The following is a 16,846-nucleotide window of genomic DNA, read 5'->3' as shown; positions in this document are numbered from 1 at the left end:
TGGAGAGGGGGGGGGGTAGATAGGACGGGCCTCACAGAAGGGAGGCCCGCTTCACTATAAACACCTTTCCTCGGGCAGCGCTACCCGCGATTCACCCGTCGCCTTCCATTGTCCCTCGGACAATCGGGCGCCCCTGAATCGAAGCGCCACTGGTTCCCCTTACTCCCCGGCGGACAGGAATGCCAAGACCGCGCGGACGCGTCGGTTGTCCTGGCCCGGTCCCAGATTCAGCTTGGTGAAGATGTTGGCCACATGTTTGCTGACCGCACCGGCAGACAGGAACAAGGCCTCGCCAATCCGCGTGTTGGAGTTGCCCCGCGCCATGAGTTCCAGGACCTCCAACTCACGCGGCGTCAACGACCCCAGCCGCGAGGGCGTGCGATGCATCAGACGGGCCGCCACGTCCGGATCCACCACGACGCCACCGGCCGCCACCACGGCCAGGGAACGGAGGAAGTCGGCGACCTCAGCGACGCGATCCTTCAACAGGTAGCCCAGGCCTGCGCCCGCATCCGGAAGGCCACCCCGGTCATGATCGAACAATTCGCGGGCATACTCGGGCGCCACGTATTGGCTGACCAGCAGCAGAGCGATCTCGGGATGGGTGGCGCGGATCCTGAGCGCTGCACGCAGGCCGTCGTCCGTGAGGGTGGGCGGCATCCGCACGTCGGTGATGACGACGTTGACGTCCGCGTGATGCATCTCCACCTGGGCGAGGAGGTCATCTGCATCGCTGGCCCGCCCCACGACCTCATGGCCTTGGCGTTCCAGCAGCCCCGCGATCCCCTCGCGCAGCAGGGCGGAGTCGTCGGCCACAATGACCTTCATCGGTTGTCCTTCCCGGGTTGCAGCGGTGTGACCCCGGACTCGCCATGCCGCAGCAGCAGCGGGATCCGCGCCACCACCGACGTGGGTCCGCCGACCGGGCTGCTCAGCGTCAGGTCGCCCCCAAAGGTCCGCAGCCGCTCCCGAATCCCGACCAGCCCATGTCCACCGGTCAAGAGGGCCCCACCAGGTCCATCATCGACGACGCTCACATGAAGGGCGGTGTCGGCCACGACCAGGATGCTCACATGGGCGCCCGGCGCGTGCTTGGCGGCATTGGTCAGCGCCTCCGACGCGAAGAACCACGCGCTGCTCACCACGCCGTCGGGCAGCGGCGGAAGCGGAAAAGGAACCCGCACGTCGACCGGATCAGACGAGCCGGAGAATCGCTCCCCTAACTCCCGCACGGCGGCTTCCAGACCGCGCTCGGTCAGCGTCCGCGAATGCACCCCTCGGACGGTCTCCCGCAGCGTCCGCAAGGCCCCCGAGGTGTCGCGCTGAGCCTCAACCAGGAGCGACTCCACGGCCGCCAGTGCGGGCGAGTCACCGCTGGCACGCGCCGCATCCAGCATCAACAGCGCCTCACCGACCTTCATCGACGACGCGACAATGAACTGCTGAGCGCCGTCGTGCAGATCGCGCTCGATCCGCGCACGTTCGATCTCGAAGGCCTCCACGATCGTGCGCCGTGACGCCGTGAGTTGCTCCACGGCCTCCGCATAGCCGGGCCCCTCCTCCACGGTCTCTCGTCGACGCCTGAACACGCTTTCATCTTGCCAGCGTGGCGCTGCGGATGCCCGATGGGGGTAGAGCTAACTCCACCCCCGCGACGGGCTCTAGCCCCATGGTGGGCGACGACTGGTCCGGGCAGGGTTGAGGCTATGAACACCACCAGCGTCACTCCCGTCACCGGCACCCTGAGTGCCCGCAACCTCGTTAAGCGCTATGGCTCCGTTGTGGCCTTGGGGGGCGTCACGCTCGATCTGCAGCCCGGCGAGAGCGTCGCGATCATGGGGCCCTCGGGGTCGGGCAAGTCGACGCTGCTGCACTGCCTGTCTGGGATCCTTCCCCCCGACGAAGGGGAGGTCACCCTGGGTCATCTGCCCGTCTCGCAACTCTCGGACGCGCAACGCTCACGTCTGCGCCGCGACCGCTTCGGTTTCGTGTTCCAAGACGGTCAGTTGATCGGGGAACTGCCGGCCCGCGAGAACGTGGCGTTGCCGCTCCTGCTCGACAACGTCCCGCGGGCCGAGGCGCTACGCCGCGCCGACGAATGGCTCGCACGGCTCGGTCTGGAATCGATGGTGGGTCGTCGCCCAGGGGAACTCTCCGGCGGACAGGCCCAGCGTGTGGCCATCGCCCGGGCGTTGGTCCATAATCCGGCGGTCATCTTCGCCGACGAACCCACCGGCGCGCTCGACCAGGCCACCGGGCACGAGGTCATGCAAGTGCTCACGACCACGGCACGTTCGACGGGCTCGACGCTGGTCGTCGTCACCCATGACGTGCACGTCGCGCACTGGTGCGGTCGCCTGATCGAGATCCGCGACGCCCTCGTGCATTCCGACACGCGTCAGGAGGCCTGAGCCATGGCGAACACGCTCGCCTTATCCACCAGGCTCGCCACGGCACGGCTGCGCGACCCCAAGGGCACCGGCGCCCTGGACGCCTTCGCCTTGGTCGCCTACGGGGTGGCGTCCTGGTTGGCCTTCGTCGTCGCTTCGGGGACGTGGATGTTCTTCCGACGCCTCGAGTTCCCCTCCGCATGGCTGGCCGCACAAAAGACCGGCTCCGCCACCATGCCCTCCTTCGCCGACATGTTCGGATCCACCTACGTGATCTTGGCGCTGGTTGCCTGCGCCCTGCTCATCGTCCCGATCTTGACCCTGGGCGGCGCGGCGGCGCGGCTGGGCGCCCGCGGACGCGCCCGGCGCTTGGCGTCCCTGCGCCTCATCGGGATGACCAGCGGAGAGATCGTCGGCATGTCCGTCGTGGAGAGCCTGGTCCAGGCACTCGCCGGGATCGTGCTCGGGGCCCTGGCCTGGGTGGCCACCATCCCCGCCCTGATGCTGTTGTCCTTCCAGAACCAACACATCGGTGCCGTGGAACTCCTCATGCCCTGGTGGCTGTGGCTCGCCGTCGTGGTCGTGTTGCTGGGGTTAGCGGCGCTCTCGACGGCCTTCGGGCTCACCCGGGTGAGCATCTCCCCTCTCGGCGTAGCACGCCAGACCACAGCTCCGCCCCTGTCGCGCAGCCGCGTCCTCGCCTTGCTGGGGGCCGTCGTGGCCGTCGGTGTCCTCTCCTTCGTGATCCGGATTCCGGTTGGCGCGATGGTGGTCGGCGCGATCCTGTTCGGCGTCCTCGCGCTGGGAATCGGGCTGTTGAACCTGTTCGCGCCCTGGTTGCTGCAGACCTTGGCCCGGATGGGCGTCGTCACGGGCAACCCGGCCCGGCTCATCGCGATGCGTCGCATCGTCGCGGACCCACGCGCGGCGTGGCGCAACGTGTCCTCCATCGCCTTGATCGGCATCATCGCTGGCGCCGTCGCGGTTGTGCCGACCGACGGCAGCCAGTTCCAGGGCATGAGCGAGGTGAACGCCATGGTGATGCTCGACATCCGCAATGGCGCCCTGCTCACCTTGGTGATCGCGCTCCTCGTCGGTGCCACCTCAACCGCCCTGGCGCAGGCCTCCGATGTGGTCGATCGCAGCGACGAACTCGTTGCCCTGGACCGCATGGGTGTCGAGCCGGGGGTGGATGCTGCTGCCCGCAGGCATCAAGTGCTTGTGCCCCTCCTGGGGACCTTACTGATCTCGCTCACCCTCGGAGTGCTGGTCGGTCTGCCCGCGCTGACCACCAAGCCCGACCTGTTCATGTGGAGCACGTCCAGCGGCATCATTCTGCTCGCCACAGTCGTGGCCGCCGTGGTTCTCACCCTCTTGGCAGCTGAGGCCACGCGTCCGCTCCGGCGACGCGCCGTGCTCCAGCAGGTCCGCCGCAACGACTGACCCCGCCCGCCCGGACGCGAGCGCCGACATGCCATGCTGAAGCCATGGATTTCCGCAACCTCTACGCCCACGGTTTCGTGCGCGTCGCCGCCGCGACGTTCCCATTGAAGCTCGTGGAGCCCGCCGCGAACGGGGCAGCGGTGCTGGCCGAAGCGACGCGGCTGGACGCCGACGGTGCGCGCCTGGTGGTGTTCCCCGAGATGTGCATGGTCGGCTACTCGATCGACGACCTCGTCTTGCAGGATGCGGTACTGGACGGAGTCCAGGCCGCGTTGGCCGACCTCGTCGCCGCGTCCCTCGATCTCGGCCCGGTGCTCGTCGTCGGGGCGCCGCTGCGCAGCCTCAATCGTGTCTACAACTGCGCGGTCGTCATCCATCGCGGCCAGGTGCTGGGGGTCGTGCCCAAGGTCTACTTGCCTACCTACCGAGAGTTCTACGAGGCCCGCACGCTCGCCTCTGGCGAGGACGTCACCGGAGAGATCGCCGTGGCCGGTCAGGACGCCCCCTTCGGCCCCGACCTGCTGTTTTCGGCGGTCGATGTGCCCGGCTTCGTCTTGGCCGTCGAAATCTGCGAAGACATGTGGGTGCCGGTCCCCCCTGCCGCAGAGGCGGCCCTCGCCGGGGCCACCGTCATCGCCAACATCTCCGGCTCGCCCATCACCGTGGCCAAATCGGTCGACCGGCACCTGCTGTGTGCGTCCGGATCGGCGCGCTACCTGGCCGCCTACCTGTACGCGGCCGGCGGGGAAGGCGAGTCGAGCACCGACCTGGCGTGGGACGGCCAGACGATGATCTACGAAAGCGGGACTCTACTGGCCGAGTCCGAGCGGTTCCCGCGCGGACCGCGCGCGTCCGTCGCCGACGTCGACCTGGGCACTTTGGGTCAGGAGCGGCTGCGTCAAGGCACTTTCGACGACAACCGCCGCGTCCACGGTGAACGAACCGGCAGCTACCGGACGGTCGAGTTCGCCCTCCAGCCCCCCAGCGGCGACCTGGGATTGCGACGCCCCGTTGCCCGCTTCCCCTTCGTCCCCGCCGACCCGCAGCGGCTGGCACAAGACTGCTACGAGGCGTACAGCATTCAGGTCGCCGGGCTGGAGCAGCGGCTGCGATCGATCGGCCAGCCGAAGGTCGTCATCGGCGTGTCCGGGGGGTTGGACTCGACCCACGCCCTGCTCGTGGCCGCCCAGGTGATGGACCGCCTCGGACGTCCGCGCACCGACGTCCTCGCGTTCACGATGCCCGGGTTCGCCACCAGCGACCACACCCGCACCAACGCCACCGAACTCGCACAAGCCCTCGGCGTCAGCTTTGAAACCCTCGATATCACCGGCGCCTGCCGCGCCTTGTTGGAGGAGATCGGGCACCCGTTCGCCGACGGTCAGCCCGTCTATGACGTCACCTTCGAGAACGTTCAAGCGGGCATGCGCACCGACTTCTTGTTCCGGATCGCGAACCAGCGCGGCGGCATCGTGCTGGGCACCGGGGACCTGTCGGAATTGGCCCTGGGGTGGTGCACCTACGGGGTCGGGGATCAGATGAGCCACTACAACGTCAACGGCGGCGTGCCGAAGACCCTGATGCAGCACTTGATCCGTTGGGTGATCGCCTCGGACCTGTTCGGCGACCGCGCCGACGCGGTCCTCACGTCGATCCTCAACACCGAGATCACGCCCGAACTGGTCCCCACGGTCGAGGGCGCCAAGCCGCAGTCGACCCAGGATTCGATCGGGCCGTACAACTTGCAGGACTTCACGCTGTACTACGTCTTGCGCCATGGCATGACGCCCAGCAAGATCGCGTTCCTCGCCGAGCATGCGTGGGGTGATGCGACCCTCGGCGCTTGGCCGGCTGGGTTCCCGGCCAGCGAGCAGGTCTCCTACGACCTGCCCACGATCAAGAAGTGGCTCGGCGTTTTTTGCAGCCGCTTCTTCGGCTTTGCCCAGTTCAAGCGCTCCGCGCTGCCCAACGGCCCGAAGGTGGTGCGCGGTGGCTCGTTGTCGCCACGCGGTGACTGGCGCATGCCCTCGGACGCCTCCGCCCGGCTGTGGCTCGATGATCTGGAAAGGAACGTCCCGTGACACAGCCGATTCGAGCGGTCATCTTCGACGTGGCCCAGGTGATCGTGCAGTGGGATCCACGCCTTCCCCTTCAGGGAGAACTCGACAAGCAAGCGGTCGACGCCTTCGCTCACCACGACCGGTTCTGGGCGTTGAACGCCGAGGCCGACGCGGGGCTGCGGATCGCCGACATGCGCGTCCGGATCGACGCGGAGATGCCGGAGGTTCGCACCGCCTTCGACACGTATGTGCGCAACTTCGCCCGCTGCGTTCCGGGCCCCATGCCTGGCACCACGGAAGTGATTGGCGAACTCCAGGCTGCGGGACTGCCCGTGTACGGTCTGTCGAACTGGTGGGCGGAGAACTTCACCGTGCCCCGAGCTATGGCCCCCGTGATCGACCGCTTGCACGACGTGATCGTCTCCGGCGAGGTCGGCCTCGCGAAGCCTGACCCGGCGATCTTCCAGTTGGCGGCGACCCGGTTCGGGCTGGCCCCTGCGTCCACCCTTTTCGTGGACGACTCACAGGCCAACATCGAGGCGGCCGCGCAGGTGGGGTATGTCACTCACCACTTCCTCGATGCCGAGGGGCTGCGACGTGAGCTGGTCCACCGCGGGGTGCTCTCCGGCTGAGAGCCGCGCCGCGCAGTAGCGGCGTCAGTCGAAGGGCCAGGCCTCGACCATGCCGGGCTCGCGGGTCGGTTCGAGGTAGTGCTCGACGCCCAGCATCGCCGAAAAGGCCTCGGGCGGCAGTTGCAGCATGCCGGCCGCATCGGGCTGGCTGGCGTGGGCGGCCAACGCTGCCCGTTTGATCGGCAGTTCGTCGCTGATGTCGACCGCCCAATTGAGGTGCGCCTGCGGCGTGCCGACGGGGTTGCCATCGTCCATCGGCGCGTCAACATCCCACTCCTCGAAGCCCGCCGCAGCCGCCGCGGCAGCGAAGCTGCGCATCCGGTCGCGGTTCATGCTGACTTCGAGGTACCTCGGGGTCCGGGCCGCCAGATCGGCAGCCCGCCGCGTCACGCGGTGAACCTGAATGTGGTCGGGGTGCCCGTAGCCGCCGTGCCAGTCGTACCCGATCACGGCGTCCGCGTTCTCGGCGTCCAGCACGTCAGCGATCTGGCGGGCCACCACGTCGACGTCGGCCTGCATGAAGGCACCCTCGGCGGTGTTGCACTCCCACCCGCGCATTCCCGAGTCGTGGTACGGCAGCCACACCAGACGTTGTGCCCCGGTGATCTCCGCGGACGCTTCAGCCTCGCGGTGGCGCAGGTCGGCCAAGGATCCCGCCTGCCCTTCGGGCAGCGTGCCTTGGTTACCGTCGGTGGCGTAAACGATCACCACACGGTCGCCGCGCGCGACAGCGCGAGCGATGGTTCCGGAGGTCTGGCTGGCCTCATCGTCGGGATGGGCATGCACGAACACGAGCGTTGACACGCCCGCAACTGTGCCATCACCAAGGCACCTGCCCAAACGGCCCGCGTCAGCGTGGACGCGGGCCCCAGGGATCAGGGACGCAGCGGCCGACCGTAGGAGTCGCGCGGGTTACCGGCCAAGATGACGATCCCGTCGATGAAGCCCCACAACCCACCGACGCCGAAGGTGAGGATCGTCACGAGGATCTGCATCACCCCCATCCCGATGTTGCCCATGTAAAAACGGCCCACGCCTAGGGATCCCAGGAAGATGCCCAGCAATCCGGCGACGATTTTGCTCTTGTCGGAGTAGGGCAACCCACTCACCGGATCCACCCCATAGGACGATCCGACGGCCAGCCCGTACCCCGGAGCCTGGTACCCGTAGGAACCACCCGAAGGCGTCGGGTATTGATTGCCCGTTGACCCCAACGGTTGCCCATAGGGCGGCTGCGGTGCCGAGTACGGCGGCTGGGGGGCATAAGGCTGCGACGTACCGAAGGAGGACTGCTCCCCGTAGGACTGCTGCGGGCTGTACGGCTGCTGTGCGCTGCCGGGCTCCTGCTCCCCCGCACCCGGCTGGCCTTGCCCATAGGGCGAGAACGGCCCAGCGGCGGGTGCGGCCCCATCGTCGTAGGCGGGCAGGGAGGAAGCCCCCGACATCAGTTGCTCCTCGTAGGGGCTCGACACCTGCGGGAACGGCGGTTCCCCAGAGACGAGGGGGTTGGTGTAGCTCGACGGCCCAGGGTCGTTGCTGGCGGGGGGACGGTCGCCGTCAGTCATGGCTCCTACTTTCGCTGGTTGGACGTCCGAACTATAACGCCGGGGGCCGACATCGCTCTCCCCTGCCCGTCCGGGACACCGTTTGGGGGCTGGACCAGGGACGCCCAGCTTGGGTGCCCTGCCACCGCATGGAAAACTACGACGGTGGGTTTCATGACGATGTCCCCAGGAGATGCCCAGCGGCTGAGCCGGTTGCGGCGCATGAAGTCCGTTGCTCTTGCCCTCTTGGGTATGGCTGCCGTCATCTATGTGATGACGCTGCGTCTGGATCATTCCGGTGTGTGGGGCTACGTCAACACCGCGGCCGAGGCGGCCATGGTCGGCGCGATGGCGGACTGGTTCGCCGTCACGGCGCTTTTCCGGCACCCCCTGGGCATCCCGATCCCCCACACCGCGATCATCCCCCGCAAGAAGGATGAGCTCGCGGGCTCGCTCCAGTCCTTCTTCACCGACAACTTCCTCACCGAGTCCGTCGTGCGCGAGCGCCTGGCCAGCGCACACCTGGCACGCAGGTTGGGCGTGTGGCTTCAAGACGACGCCCATGCGACACGCCTGGTCAGTGAGGCAGCGCGGCTGATGAAGAGCGCGGTGGGCAAGGTCAAGGACGAAGACGTGATCGCGATCGCGAACGATGTGCTGCTCCCGCGCCTAGCCAAGGAGCGCATCGCGCCCATGACGGGGGCCTTGCTGGAAGCGATTATCGAAGACAAGGCGCACACCGGCCTCGTGGATCTGTCGGCGCGCGAACTGCACGCCTGGCTGAGCAAGAACCCGCAGTACTTCACCACCGCCCTGCACGACCGGGCCCCCCGCTGGTCACCCCACTTCGTCAATCAGCGCATCGTCTCGGCGCTGTACTGGCAGGCCCTGGATTGGGTGGCTGCCCTCCGCGATGATCCCGACCATCCCACGCGACAAGCCCTGGACGCCCTGTTGCTACGAATCGCCGACGATCTGGGGCACGACGAGGGCGTGCAGGCACGAGCTGAGGCCCTCAAGGTCAAACTCCTCACCCATCCGCAGACCGGTGAGACGGTGCTCTCGTTGTGGCGCAGCCTGCAGGTCAGCCTCAACGACGCCTTGGATGAACCGAGCTCGACCCTGCGGGCGCGCGTGATCAGCGCCGTGAAGTCCTGGGGTTTGAGCCTCACCGAGGACGGCGCCCAACAGGCACGGGTCGACCAGTTGGCGGCGGACGCCGCCGGGTACCTCGTCGCGACCTATGGCCGCGAACTGAGCTCGGTCATCAGCCATACGATCCGCCAATGGGATGGCCGCGATGCGGCGAACCGCATCGAGCTCTATGTCGGGCGCGACCTGCAGTTCATTCGTATCAACGGCACGGTGGTGGGCGCATTGGTGGGACTGATCATCCACGGCCTGACCCAGCTTCTCAGTTGAGCTGCTGGCTGGGGACGCGCGGGCTTTTCCGTCCTCAGCCTTGCCCCGGGTCGAGCACGACAATGCCAGGCCCAAGAGCACCACTTGGTTCCTGCATCAGTCGTGCCGCCTCCTGGCGACCAACCACGCGCGTCACCAGCAGTGCAGGATCCAGGCCCTGGTCGATCAGCGCAAACAGGGCGGGATAGTCCACCGCCGCCATGCCATGGCTGCCCAGGATCGACAACTCCCAGCCGATCACCCGCGACAGCGGCAAGGGTGGATCCTCGGTCACCAGCCCCACCTGAACGTGACGCCCCTGCCGACGCAAGCTCAGGATGGCCAACGCCGCAGTGTCTGCTGAACCCACCGCGTCAAGAGCCACGTGTGCCCCACCCGTCACCTGGAGGATCTCCTCCAGCGCTCCGGGGCCGGCTTCGACGAGCACCTGTGCACCGAGGCGTCCGGCGAGAGCCAATGCGTCCGCGCTGCGATCCACCACGACCGGCTGAGCCCCCAGAGCAGCGGCGATCATCACCGCACTCAGGCCGACGCCGCCAGCCCCCACGACGACCACCCACTCACCGCGGGCGAGGTGGGCCCGCTGCGTCAACGCCCGGTGGGCGGTAGCAAATCGGCACCCCAGGCTGGCTGCAGCGGCGAAACTCACGGTGTCGGGCAGCCCCACGAGGTTAGTGTCTGCAGCGCGCACCGTCACGAACTGCGCATGCGTCCCTGGGTCGGTGAACCCCGGCTGGGTCTGGTGAGGGCACACCTGGGCCTGGCCCGCCCGGCACCAGGCACAGGTGCCGCAGCCGTGCACGAACGGCGCCGTGACGCGGTCGCCCTCGCGCCAGCACTCAACGCCAGGCCCGACGGCGGCCACGAGACCCGCACATTCGTGACCGGGCACCTGCGGCACATGGACGCTGTCGTCGTGCCCAGCCCACGCGTGCCAATCACTGCGACACAGCCCTGAGGCGGCGACCGCGATCACCGCTTCGCCGGGGCCAGGAACGGGGCGTGGCAGGTCGACGACTTCGACCTGTCCACCAAAGGATGTGTACTGCAACGCCTTCATTCCTTTCCTTCCGCACGAGTCGAAAGGGCCCGGCACGCGAGTTGGACCGCCAGCCTCGTCTCCGGGTTCGCGAGGTCCAAGCCCAAGAGTTCCTGGGCCCGAGCGATCCGTTGCGCGACCGTGTTGCGATGCAGCCCAAGCGCGTGAGCGGTCGGGGCGACGGCTGACTCGTGATTGAGGTACGCCGAGACGGTGGCCAGGAGTTCGGAGCCGGGCTCCAGGAGGGGAGCCAGAAGCGCCCGGGCCGCAGGAATGAAGGTGTCAGCTTCCGACCATGCGAGCAGTAGTTGCTCCAGACCCAGGGTGTCGACCCTCACAAAGTGTCCGGTCGCGGAGCGGTTGACTGCGATGCGCGCGGCATCGCCCGCCTCGTCAATCGTGGCGGCCAGCCCGACGCCGCCGCTTTCGAGGGTTCCGACGCCGGTCGCGATGTTGAAACGGCACTGGAGGATTGCGTGGAGGCCACGCAGGGCCGCGACCCAGCGTTCGAGTTCCGGGGGTGGGGGCTCGGCGCCAAAGGTGAGCCAGCCGCTGACCCCGCCTCCGCTCGTCGTCGCGTGCGAGTCGATGGCCAGTCCTGACAGTTCGGCTTTCACCACCCGCAGCAGGGCCAAGGCATCGATGCGGCCGCGACCGATAATGCGGAATCCCAGGTGGACCCCTCCGGTGCGCCACCCGCGCTCGATCATGCGCCGGGAGAGGTCATCCTCGATGCGGCCGGGGGACTCCAGGAACTCCCGCAACAGCCCCGAGGCGACAGCGACATCGTTGACGTCTGCCACCTCATCGATGAGGAGCCGGGCCGCCACCGCTGGCATGGCCACCTCCGCCGCCACGCCCAGGGCCGCGAGGTGGGCGCGTTCCATCCCCTGCCCGAAGATGACAAACCTCAACCCGGTCCGGCTCGCGCTGTCGACCCGGACCGATGCTGCCGTGAAAGGGGGATCGGTCACGAAATCCAGCCATGGTGCGAAGTCCATGGCACGCAACAGTTCAGGTGCGACATAGCCACCTGCCGACGCCAGCACCCCCTCGGCATCCACCAGCGCTACCCCGTGTCCCAGACCTGAGCTCAGGTGCCGGAGCAAATCGGCCAGGTTGTCGGCCGGGTAGGCGATCGAACGGGCCACCTTGCGCACATAGTCCAAGGTGAGGGCGTCCTTGCCTTCGCTGAGGTGCCAGCAGGCCCGGGCTAGCGTCAGCGAATCCTCGACAGCCATCAGTTGGAGCCCCAAGCGTTGACCCAACCGGCGCGTCCCCTCCCCCAGCCGGTGCCCTCGCGGCAGCGCCAACCCGGTGAATCCCAGGTCATGGACTCGACGGATGAGCGCATCCTGCTGCCAGGGCTCGCTCGGTGGTTCGACGCCCAGGATCGCCAGCCCTCCCGGTACCGCGGTGAGGTCGCGCGCATCGAGAGACCAGACGATGCCGTCCCACACGCTGGGCAACTGATCCGGTTCGGCCTCACGGGGCCGCACCACCGCCAGTCCCCCGTTGTCGGGCAGCGCGAGCAAACCGGCAAGCGTCAGCAGATTCATGCACGCCTCGGCTCGGTCAACCCGAATGCCCGGGTGTCTACGGCCCTGAGTCGCGCCTCACGCGCTCGCCACCAGGCTGGGGCGGGAATCCCCAGGAGGGTGACGTGCCGAGGTGGCGTCAACGCATCGACCTCCAGGATGTCTCGTGAGATGGAATCCACGGCGACGATGATGTCGGGCACCTCAGCGATCACGGCTCCATCACGCAGCAGCATCACGAACTCTGATCCGGCGACCAGGCGCAGGATCGCCCCGTCGTCCCCGGCGACCTCGATCGAGGACGCGGAGGTGGCCGAGCGCTCCGCGACGTCCACGACGCGCCCGACGCCGAGGAGACTCACACCCAGATCGTGCGCGAGCCGCGAGGCCGCCCCGGGGCCCGTAGCTTCGAAGGCACGCCCCAGGCTCAGGGCTCGGGAGACGGTCCCGCCGATGGCGTGCTCGCGCAGGTCACCCACCGTGAACCCGGCTACCAGAACCTCGTTGGCGCCGCCCGCCTGCACCAAGGCCGAGCGGACGATCTGTTCCACGTCCCCCCGCACAGGACTCTCGACCAGCGTGATGCCTTGATCACCCGTGGATGCCGCGCACACCACGCCGGGAACGGCGTCAACGATGAGGCTCATCTGGTCAAGGCCCGGCAGTGCGCGTCCCATGAAGTCGGCATCGACGAACCGCAGGCCCCCGGTCAGCAACAGGGGCGTCAGACCATTCAGCCCGGCACCCTCGATCGCACAGACTGCCCCGGGCGCCGTCCCGGTCCAGCGGTGGGCAGCCGCCAGCAGACGCTCGAACGCCTCAACCCGTGGCAAACGCTCGGCGAGGAGGTAGGTCGATCCAGCGATGCCGACGGCAACGCACGGTGTGCTCGGGTCGAGCCCCTCGCTCTCGTGCAGCGCGACCGGCCACGACACTGTCCGGCGCACCACGCTTTCCAGAATCGCGGTCCGTCCGCCACCGCCGGATCCCAGCAATGAGAAACCTCGCGCCAAGGCAGCGAGGTCGTCGACCCCCAATGTCGCCGGCATGGATCAAGCGTAAGGAGCCAGGCGCTCCACGGGCGCAAACGTCTCATGGAGCCCGAAGGCGGCTGGTCCGAAGGTGTCCAAGGCCGCTGGCGTGCGCATCATGTCGGGTGTCGAGATGCCCACGACCGTGACACGTTGGCCATAACGCAGCCCCTCGGTGGTGATCGGTTCGGCAGTGTCGGAGGCCGTCACGCAGATCAGGTCCGGCACGATCGCCACCAGGGAACCGTTCCTGCGGGCCAGCAGGTTCTCGTTGTGGAACTCGATCTCCAGCGTGTGAGTGCCATCGACGATCCGCGCTCGGCCAGAAGCGAAGCCGTGCTCGGTTCGGCGTTCGACATCGGCGACCTTTCCGCGAAACAGCGTCACCATGTGGGGATACAGCGTGCTGGCCAGCGTCTCGGCGATGGCGTCAAAGGGGTCAGCATGGCCAGCCCGCGCCTGCGCGATCGCCCGGCCCAAACGCAGGGCCATCGAGATCGTGCGCGGTACGGCGGTGCGGCGCACCTGCTCGCCGGTCATCGCGTACTCGGCGATGTGCCCGACCCCGCCCAGCCTGACGGTCACGCCGCGAGCAAGCCACTCCATCTGCCGGTTGTCGGCCCCCGTGTCGATGATGACTCGCTCCCCCCGCTCCCCGGCCAGGGCGAGCGGGGATCCTTGCACGCCGTAGACGGCGAAGGTCTCCATCGACAGTTCGGGAAAGGCGCGTCCCATCCCGTCGGCGTCGACCACGGGCAGGCGCGTCTCGGCTGCGACCACCAACGGAATCATGGAGTTGATCCCACCGCACTCGATCGGCATGGTCGCGTCCGCTCGACGCCCCAGGTGTTCCTCCAGAGTGCGTAGCGCCAAGGTGGGTTCGATCCCCGCCGGGATCTTCTCCAGCATCACGGTCGGGGCACCCATCTGGGCGGTGGGGATGACGAACGCATCGTCGGCCAGGTCGTCCGGGTCGAGGATCGTGATCGCCCCATCTCCCAGCACCTGCCTGACCAGCAGCGTGCCGATGTGCGGATCGCCCCCGCCACCGGTCCCCAGCAGCGTGGCACCCCTCGCCAGATCGGGCAGATCCTCGGCCCGCAGAACCCAGCTCACTGGAGTTCCCGGGGCTCGGGCGTGCCATCGAAGCGGCACGAGTCGACGTCGTAGCCGAAGTACCGCGGCCCGACCATCGACAACGCCTCGGGCTGGTGCCATCGCGGATCGCTCGGCGCCGACAGGACGCTGACCCGCTGGCCGTAGCGCAACGCCTCGGTGGTGATGGGTTCGGAGGATTCGGAGTCCACCACGATGATCAGATCCGGGGTGGTGGTCAAGATCGCGTCTTCGCGCCGCGCGATCAGGTGCTCATTTTGGAACAGCAGCGTCGTCGTGCCGTCGCTGTTCTCGATCCGCGCCTGGCCTCGCGCGAATCCCCCCGTGGTGCCCCGCTCGACGTCCACGACCTTGCCTGTGGCAATCACGCGGCCTCTCAACTGGGCAGCGGCGGCGGCCACCGGGTCCGTTTTCGCGGCTCGTGCGGCGGTGATGGCGGCCGAAATCTCGATGCTGTGACGCAGGGAGCCGGGTACCAGGGCCCGCGCTGCGGTAGCGCCGTCCATCCCGAACCCCGCGATCATGATCGAACACCCCATCTCCACGCACGCCACCCGGGCGATGCGCTCAGCCCAATGGCTCGTGGTGGTGTTCAGCACCCCGGCATTCCCCTTCTCGTCGGCGAAGCCCAACGGCGAGGCGGAGACCGAGTACAGGGTGGGCAACACCATCTGCAGTTCGGGGAAGGCCCGGCCCATGCCATCGCCATCGACGAGCGGCAGGCCCAGAACTGCCGCGGCAGCCACGGGGATGGTCGAGTTCACTCCGCCTACCTCGGCGCACGTGATGTGCGTGATGGGACGCCCCAAGAACGTTCCCAGCGCGGTGACCGGGGCGGTGACCTCGTCCAGGCTGGGCAGTTTCTCCACCATGACGGTGGGAGCACCCATCATGGCCACTGTCAGCGTCTGCGCGTCAGCGGGAATCTCGTCCAGGGTGACGACCTCGACGGGGCCATGCGCGGCGAGTGCTTGCTTGGCCAACAGCGCCCCGATGTAGGGATCTCCACCTCCCCCGGTGCCCAGCACCGCAGCACCGCGCGCCAGGTCATCCACCATGTCGGCCCTCAGCGTCCAACTCATCGCTGCGCCTCCATCAGGTCACCCACGGCCTTCACCCGAATGCGGGACGCGTTGCCCGGCAGGTACGGGATGGGCACCTCGTCGAAGTCGATGATCTCCACGGACCCCGGAACGGCACCGGCGGCGATGGCCTTATCCACGGCCTCAGCCCGCACGGCGGCGATCAGCGCGCCCCGCTCTCCGGGCGTGACGGCGTACACCTTGTCGATCTCACCGCCCACCTGGGCGATGGACGCGCCGATCGCGTTGGCGACCGCGTAGTTGCCGGGACGGTTGACGGCCCCGAACATGGGAAGTTCATCAGGCAGCAAGATCGAGCCGCCCCCGACCGCGACGATCGCGATCGGATCCGCCGACGTACGCATCTGGTCCACAGCCTCGGCGACCCTGTCCGCGATACGCCCCAGCACCCGCGTGACAAACTCCGGATCCAGGTGCGCCACGGCAGCAGGATCCCCCACCTGAGCACGTCCGGCGGCCACGGCCACGTCCGTTGCTGTCAGTGTTGATCCGCCGAAAACCAGCGCCTCGGTGGTGAGCCGGTAACCGACCGACGCGGGCCCCACCTCCCCGGTGACCGGATCGACGAGGGAGCCGCCCCCGATCCCGATGGAGAGCACGTCCGGCATCCGGAAGTTCGTCCGGACTCCGGCCACGGTCACCTCACCGGCGCTCTCGCGGGGGAACCCGCCAACCAGCAGGCCGATGTCGGTCGTGGTGCCGCCAATGTCCACCACCGCGCAGGTGCTCAGCCCCGAGGTCAGGGCTGCGCCGCGCATCGAGTTCGTGGGCCCCGACGCGAACGTCGCCACGGGGTAGGCGCGGACGAACGCCTCGTCCATGAGGGTGCCGTCGTTTTGGCTCAAGAAGATGGGGGCTTCGATGCCTTGGGCCCGCACGGCCGCCGCCAGTCCGTCCACGATCTCGGCTGCCAACTCGCGCAGGGCCGCGTTGATGATCGTGGCGTTCTCGCGCTCCAGCAGGCCGATGCGTCCGATCTCGTGGGACAGGGAGATGGCTACCCCGTCCCCGAGTTCCTCGGCCAGGATGCGTCCGGCTTCGACTTCCAGGTCGTGGTTGACCGGGCTGAACACCGACGACACCCCCACGGACCTGGCCCCACTGGCCGCGATCTGGGCCGCGATGCCGCGTAGTTCCTCGGGATCCAACGGCGCGATGGGGCGTCCGTCGAACTCGTATCCCCCGTGAGCGAGGTAGCTGTGACCATCGATCGCCTCGAGCAGTGTCTGCGGCCAATCCACGAGCGGCGGAAGCGCCCGAGTGGCGGGCAGCCCCAGCCTGACGGCCGCCGTGGGAGCCAGGCGTCGTGCCTCGATCAGGGCGTTGATGAAGTGGGTCGTCCCGATCATCACCGCCTCGATCTGGTCACCCTCGAAGGAGTGCTCCTGTGCCAGCGCGGCCAAGGCCGAGACGATGCCGCTGGTGACGTCAGCGCTGGTGGACTGCTTCACCCCCGCCAAGGGGGTACGCCCCTGCATGAGGACGGCGTCCGTGTTGGTGCCCCCAACGTCGATTCCGATGTGCATAG

15 protein-coding genes are annotated in these 16,846 nt (G+C 68.0%); 5 read left to right on the top strand and 10 right to left on the bottom strand.

The window, feature by feature from the left end:
• Positions 1-159 precede the first annotated feature (159 nt).
• Positions 160-828 (bottom strand): response regulator transcription factor, encoded by a 669-nt coding sequence (locus C1706_RS08295; protein WP_129458779.1) that lies wholly within the window; start codon positions 826-828, stop codon positions 160-162.
• Complete coding sequence (locus C1706_RS08290) at positions 825-1,589, bottom strand: sensor histidine kinase (RefSeq protein ID WP_129458778.1); 765 nt, start codon at positions 1,587-1,589, stop codon at positions 825-827. Before C1706_RS08290 ends, C1706_RS08295 begins: the two co-directional genes overlap by 4 nt.
• 117 nt (positions 1,590-1,706) lie before the next feature.
• Here C1706_RS08290 and C1706_RS08285 point away from each other — a divergent pair, with 117 nt between their 5' ends.
• Genes C1706_RS08285 through C1706_RS08270 form a run of 4 tightly spaced genes read left to right on the top strand, consistent with a single transcriptional unit; the run spans position 1,707 to position 6,525 of the window.
• Complete coding sequence (locus C1706_RS08285) at positions 1,707-2,411, top strand: ABC transporter ATP-binding protein (RefSeq protein WP_129458777.1); 705 nt, start codon at positions 1,707-1,709, stop codon at positions 2,409-2,411.
• A gap of 3 nt (positions 2,412-2,414) precedes the next feature.
• Positions 2,415-3,833, top strand: a complete 1,419-nt coding sequence (locus C1706_RS08280) for an FtsX-like permease family protein (RefSeq protein ID WP_129458776.1) — start codon at positions 2,415-2,417, stop codon at positions 3,831-3,833.
• 44 nt (positions 3,834-3,877) lie between these two features.
• Positions 3,878-5,914: an NAD(+) synthase gene (locus C1706_RS08275; protein WP_129458775.1), complete on the top strand. Its 2,037-nt coding sequence runs from the start codon at positions 3,878-3,880 to the stop codon at positions 5,912-5,914.
• On the top strand, positions 5,911-6,525 hold the full coding sequence (locus tag C1706_RS08270) for an HAD family hydrolase (protein ID WP_129458774.1): 615 nt from the start codon (positions 5,911-5,913) through the stop codon (positions 6,523-6,525). Before C1706_RS08275 ends, C1706_RS08270 begins: the two co-directional genes overlap by 4 nt.
• A gap of 24 nt (positions 6,526-6,549) precedes the next feature.
• Here C1706_RS08270 and C1706_RS08265 read toward each other — a convergent pair whose 3' ends face one another.
• Both C1706_RS08265 and C1706_RS08260 read right to left on the bottom strand, forming a co-directional pair.
• Positions 6,550-7,329, bottom strand: a complete 780-nt coding sequence (locus C1706_RS08265) for a PIG-L deacetylase family protein (protein WP_129458773.1) — start codon at positions 7,327-7,329, stop codon at positions 6,550-6,552.
• Positions 7,330-7,400: 71 nt separating this feature from the next.
• Positions 7,401-8,090 (bottom strand): TM2 domain-containing protein, encoded by a 690-nt coding sequence (locus tag C1706_RS08260; RefSeq protein ID WP_129458772.1) that lies wholly within the window; start codon positions 8,088-8,090, stop codon positions 7,401-7,403.
• Between the two features lie 153 nt (positions 8,091-8,243).
• On the opposite strand from C1706_RS08260, the gene C1706_RS08255 reads away from it, so the two are divergent.
• Positions 8,244-9,491, top strand: coding sequence for a DUF445 domain-containing protein (locus C1706_RS08255; protein ID WP_206661050.1), 1,248 nt, complete (start codon positions 8,244-8,246; stop codon positions 9,489-9,491).
• A gap of 34 nt (positions 9,492-9,525) precedes the next feature.
• Here C1706_RS08255 and C1706_RS08250 read toward each other — a convergent pair whose 3' ends face one another.
• From C1706_RS08250 to C1706_RS08225, 6 genes are read right to left on the bottom strand one after another with little or no spacing between them, the layout of a single operon-like run.
• Entirely contained in the window at positions 9,526-10,551 is a 1,026-nt protein-coding gene (locus C1706_RS08250) for an alcohol dehydrogenase catalytic domain-containing protein (protein ID WP_129458771.1), read from the bottom strand.
• On the bottom strand, positions 10,548-12,089 hold the full coding sequence (locus C1706_RS08245) for a PucR family transcriptional regulator (protein WP_129458770.1): 1,542 nt from the start codon (positions 12,087-12,089) through the stop codon (positions 10,548-10,550). Before C1706_RS08245 ends, C1706_RS08250 begins: the two co-directional genes overlap by 4 nt.
• Positions 12,086-13,117 (bottom strand): S-methyl thiohydantoin desulfurase domain-containing protein, encoded by a 1,032-nt coding sequence (locus tag C1706_RS08240; protein WP_129458769.1) that lies wholly within the window; start codon positions 13,115-13,117, stop codon positions 12,086-12,088. The genes C1706_RS08245 and C1706_RS08240 overlap by 4 nt, the downstream gene beginning before the upstream one ends.
• A gap of 3 nt (positions 13,118-13,120) precedes the next feature.
• Complete coding sequence (locus C1706_RS08235; protein WP_129458768.1) at positions 13,121-14,215, bottom strand: S-methyl thiohydantoin desulfurase family protein; 1,095 nt, start codon at positions 14,213-14,215, stop codon at positions 13,121-13,123.
• The gene (locus C1706_RS08230) at positions 14,212-15,297 is read right to left on the bottom strand and encodes an S-methyl thiohydantoin desulfurase family protein (protein WP_129458767.1); all 1,086 of its coding nucleotides are present in this window, start codon (positions 15,295-15,297) and stop codon (positions 14,212-14,214) included. Before C1706_RS08230 ends, C1706_RS08235 begins: the two co-directional genes overlap by 4 nt.
• On the bottom strand, positions 15,294-16,844 hold the full coding sequence (locus C1706_RS08225) for a hydantoinase/oxoprolinase N-terminal domain-containing protein (protein WP_129458766.1): 1,551 nt from the start codon (positions 16,842-16,844) through the stop codon (positions 15,294-15,296). The genes C1706_RS08230 and C1706_RS08225 overlap by 4 nt, the downstream gene beginning before the upstream one ends.
• Positions 16,845-16,846: the final 2 nt, after the last annotated feature.

Source organism: Propioniciclava flava (assembly GCF_004126535.1).
Classification (GTDB): Bacteria; Actinomycetota; Actinomycetes; order Propionibacteriales; family Propionibacteriaceae; genus Propioniciclava; species Propioniciclava flava.
This window is presented reverse-complemented; position numbering and strand designations above follow the sequence as displayed.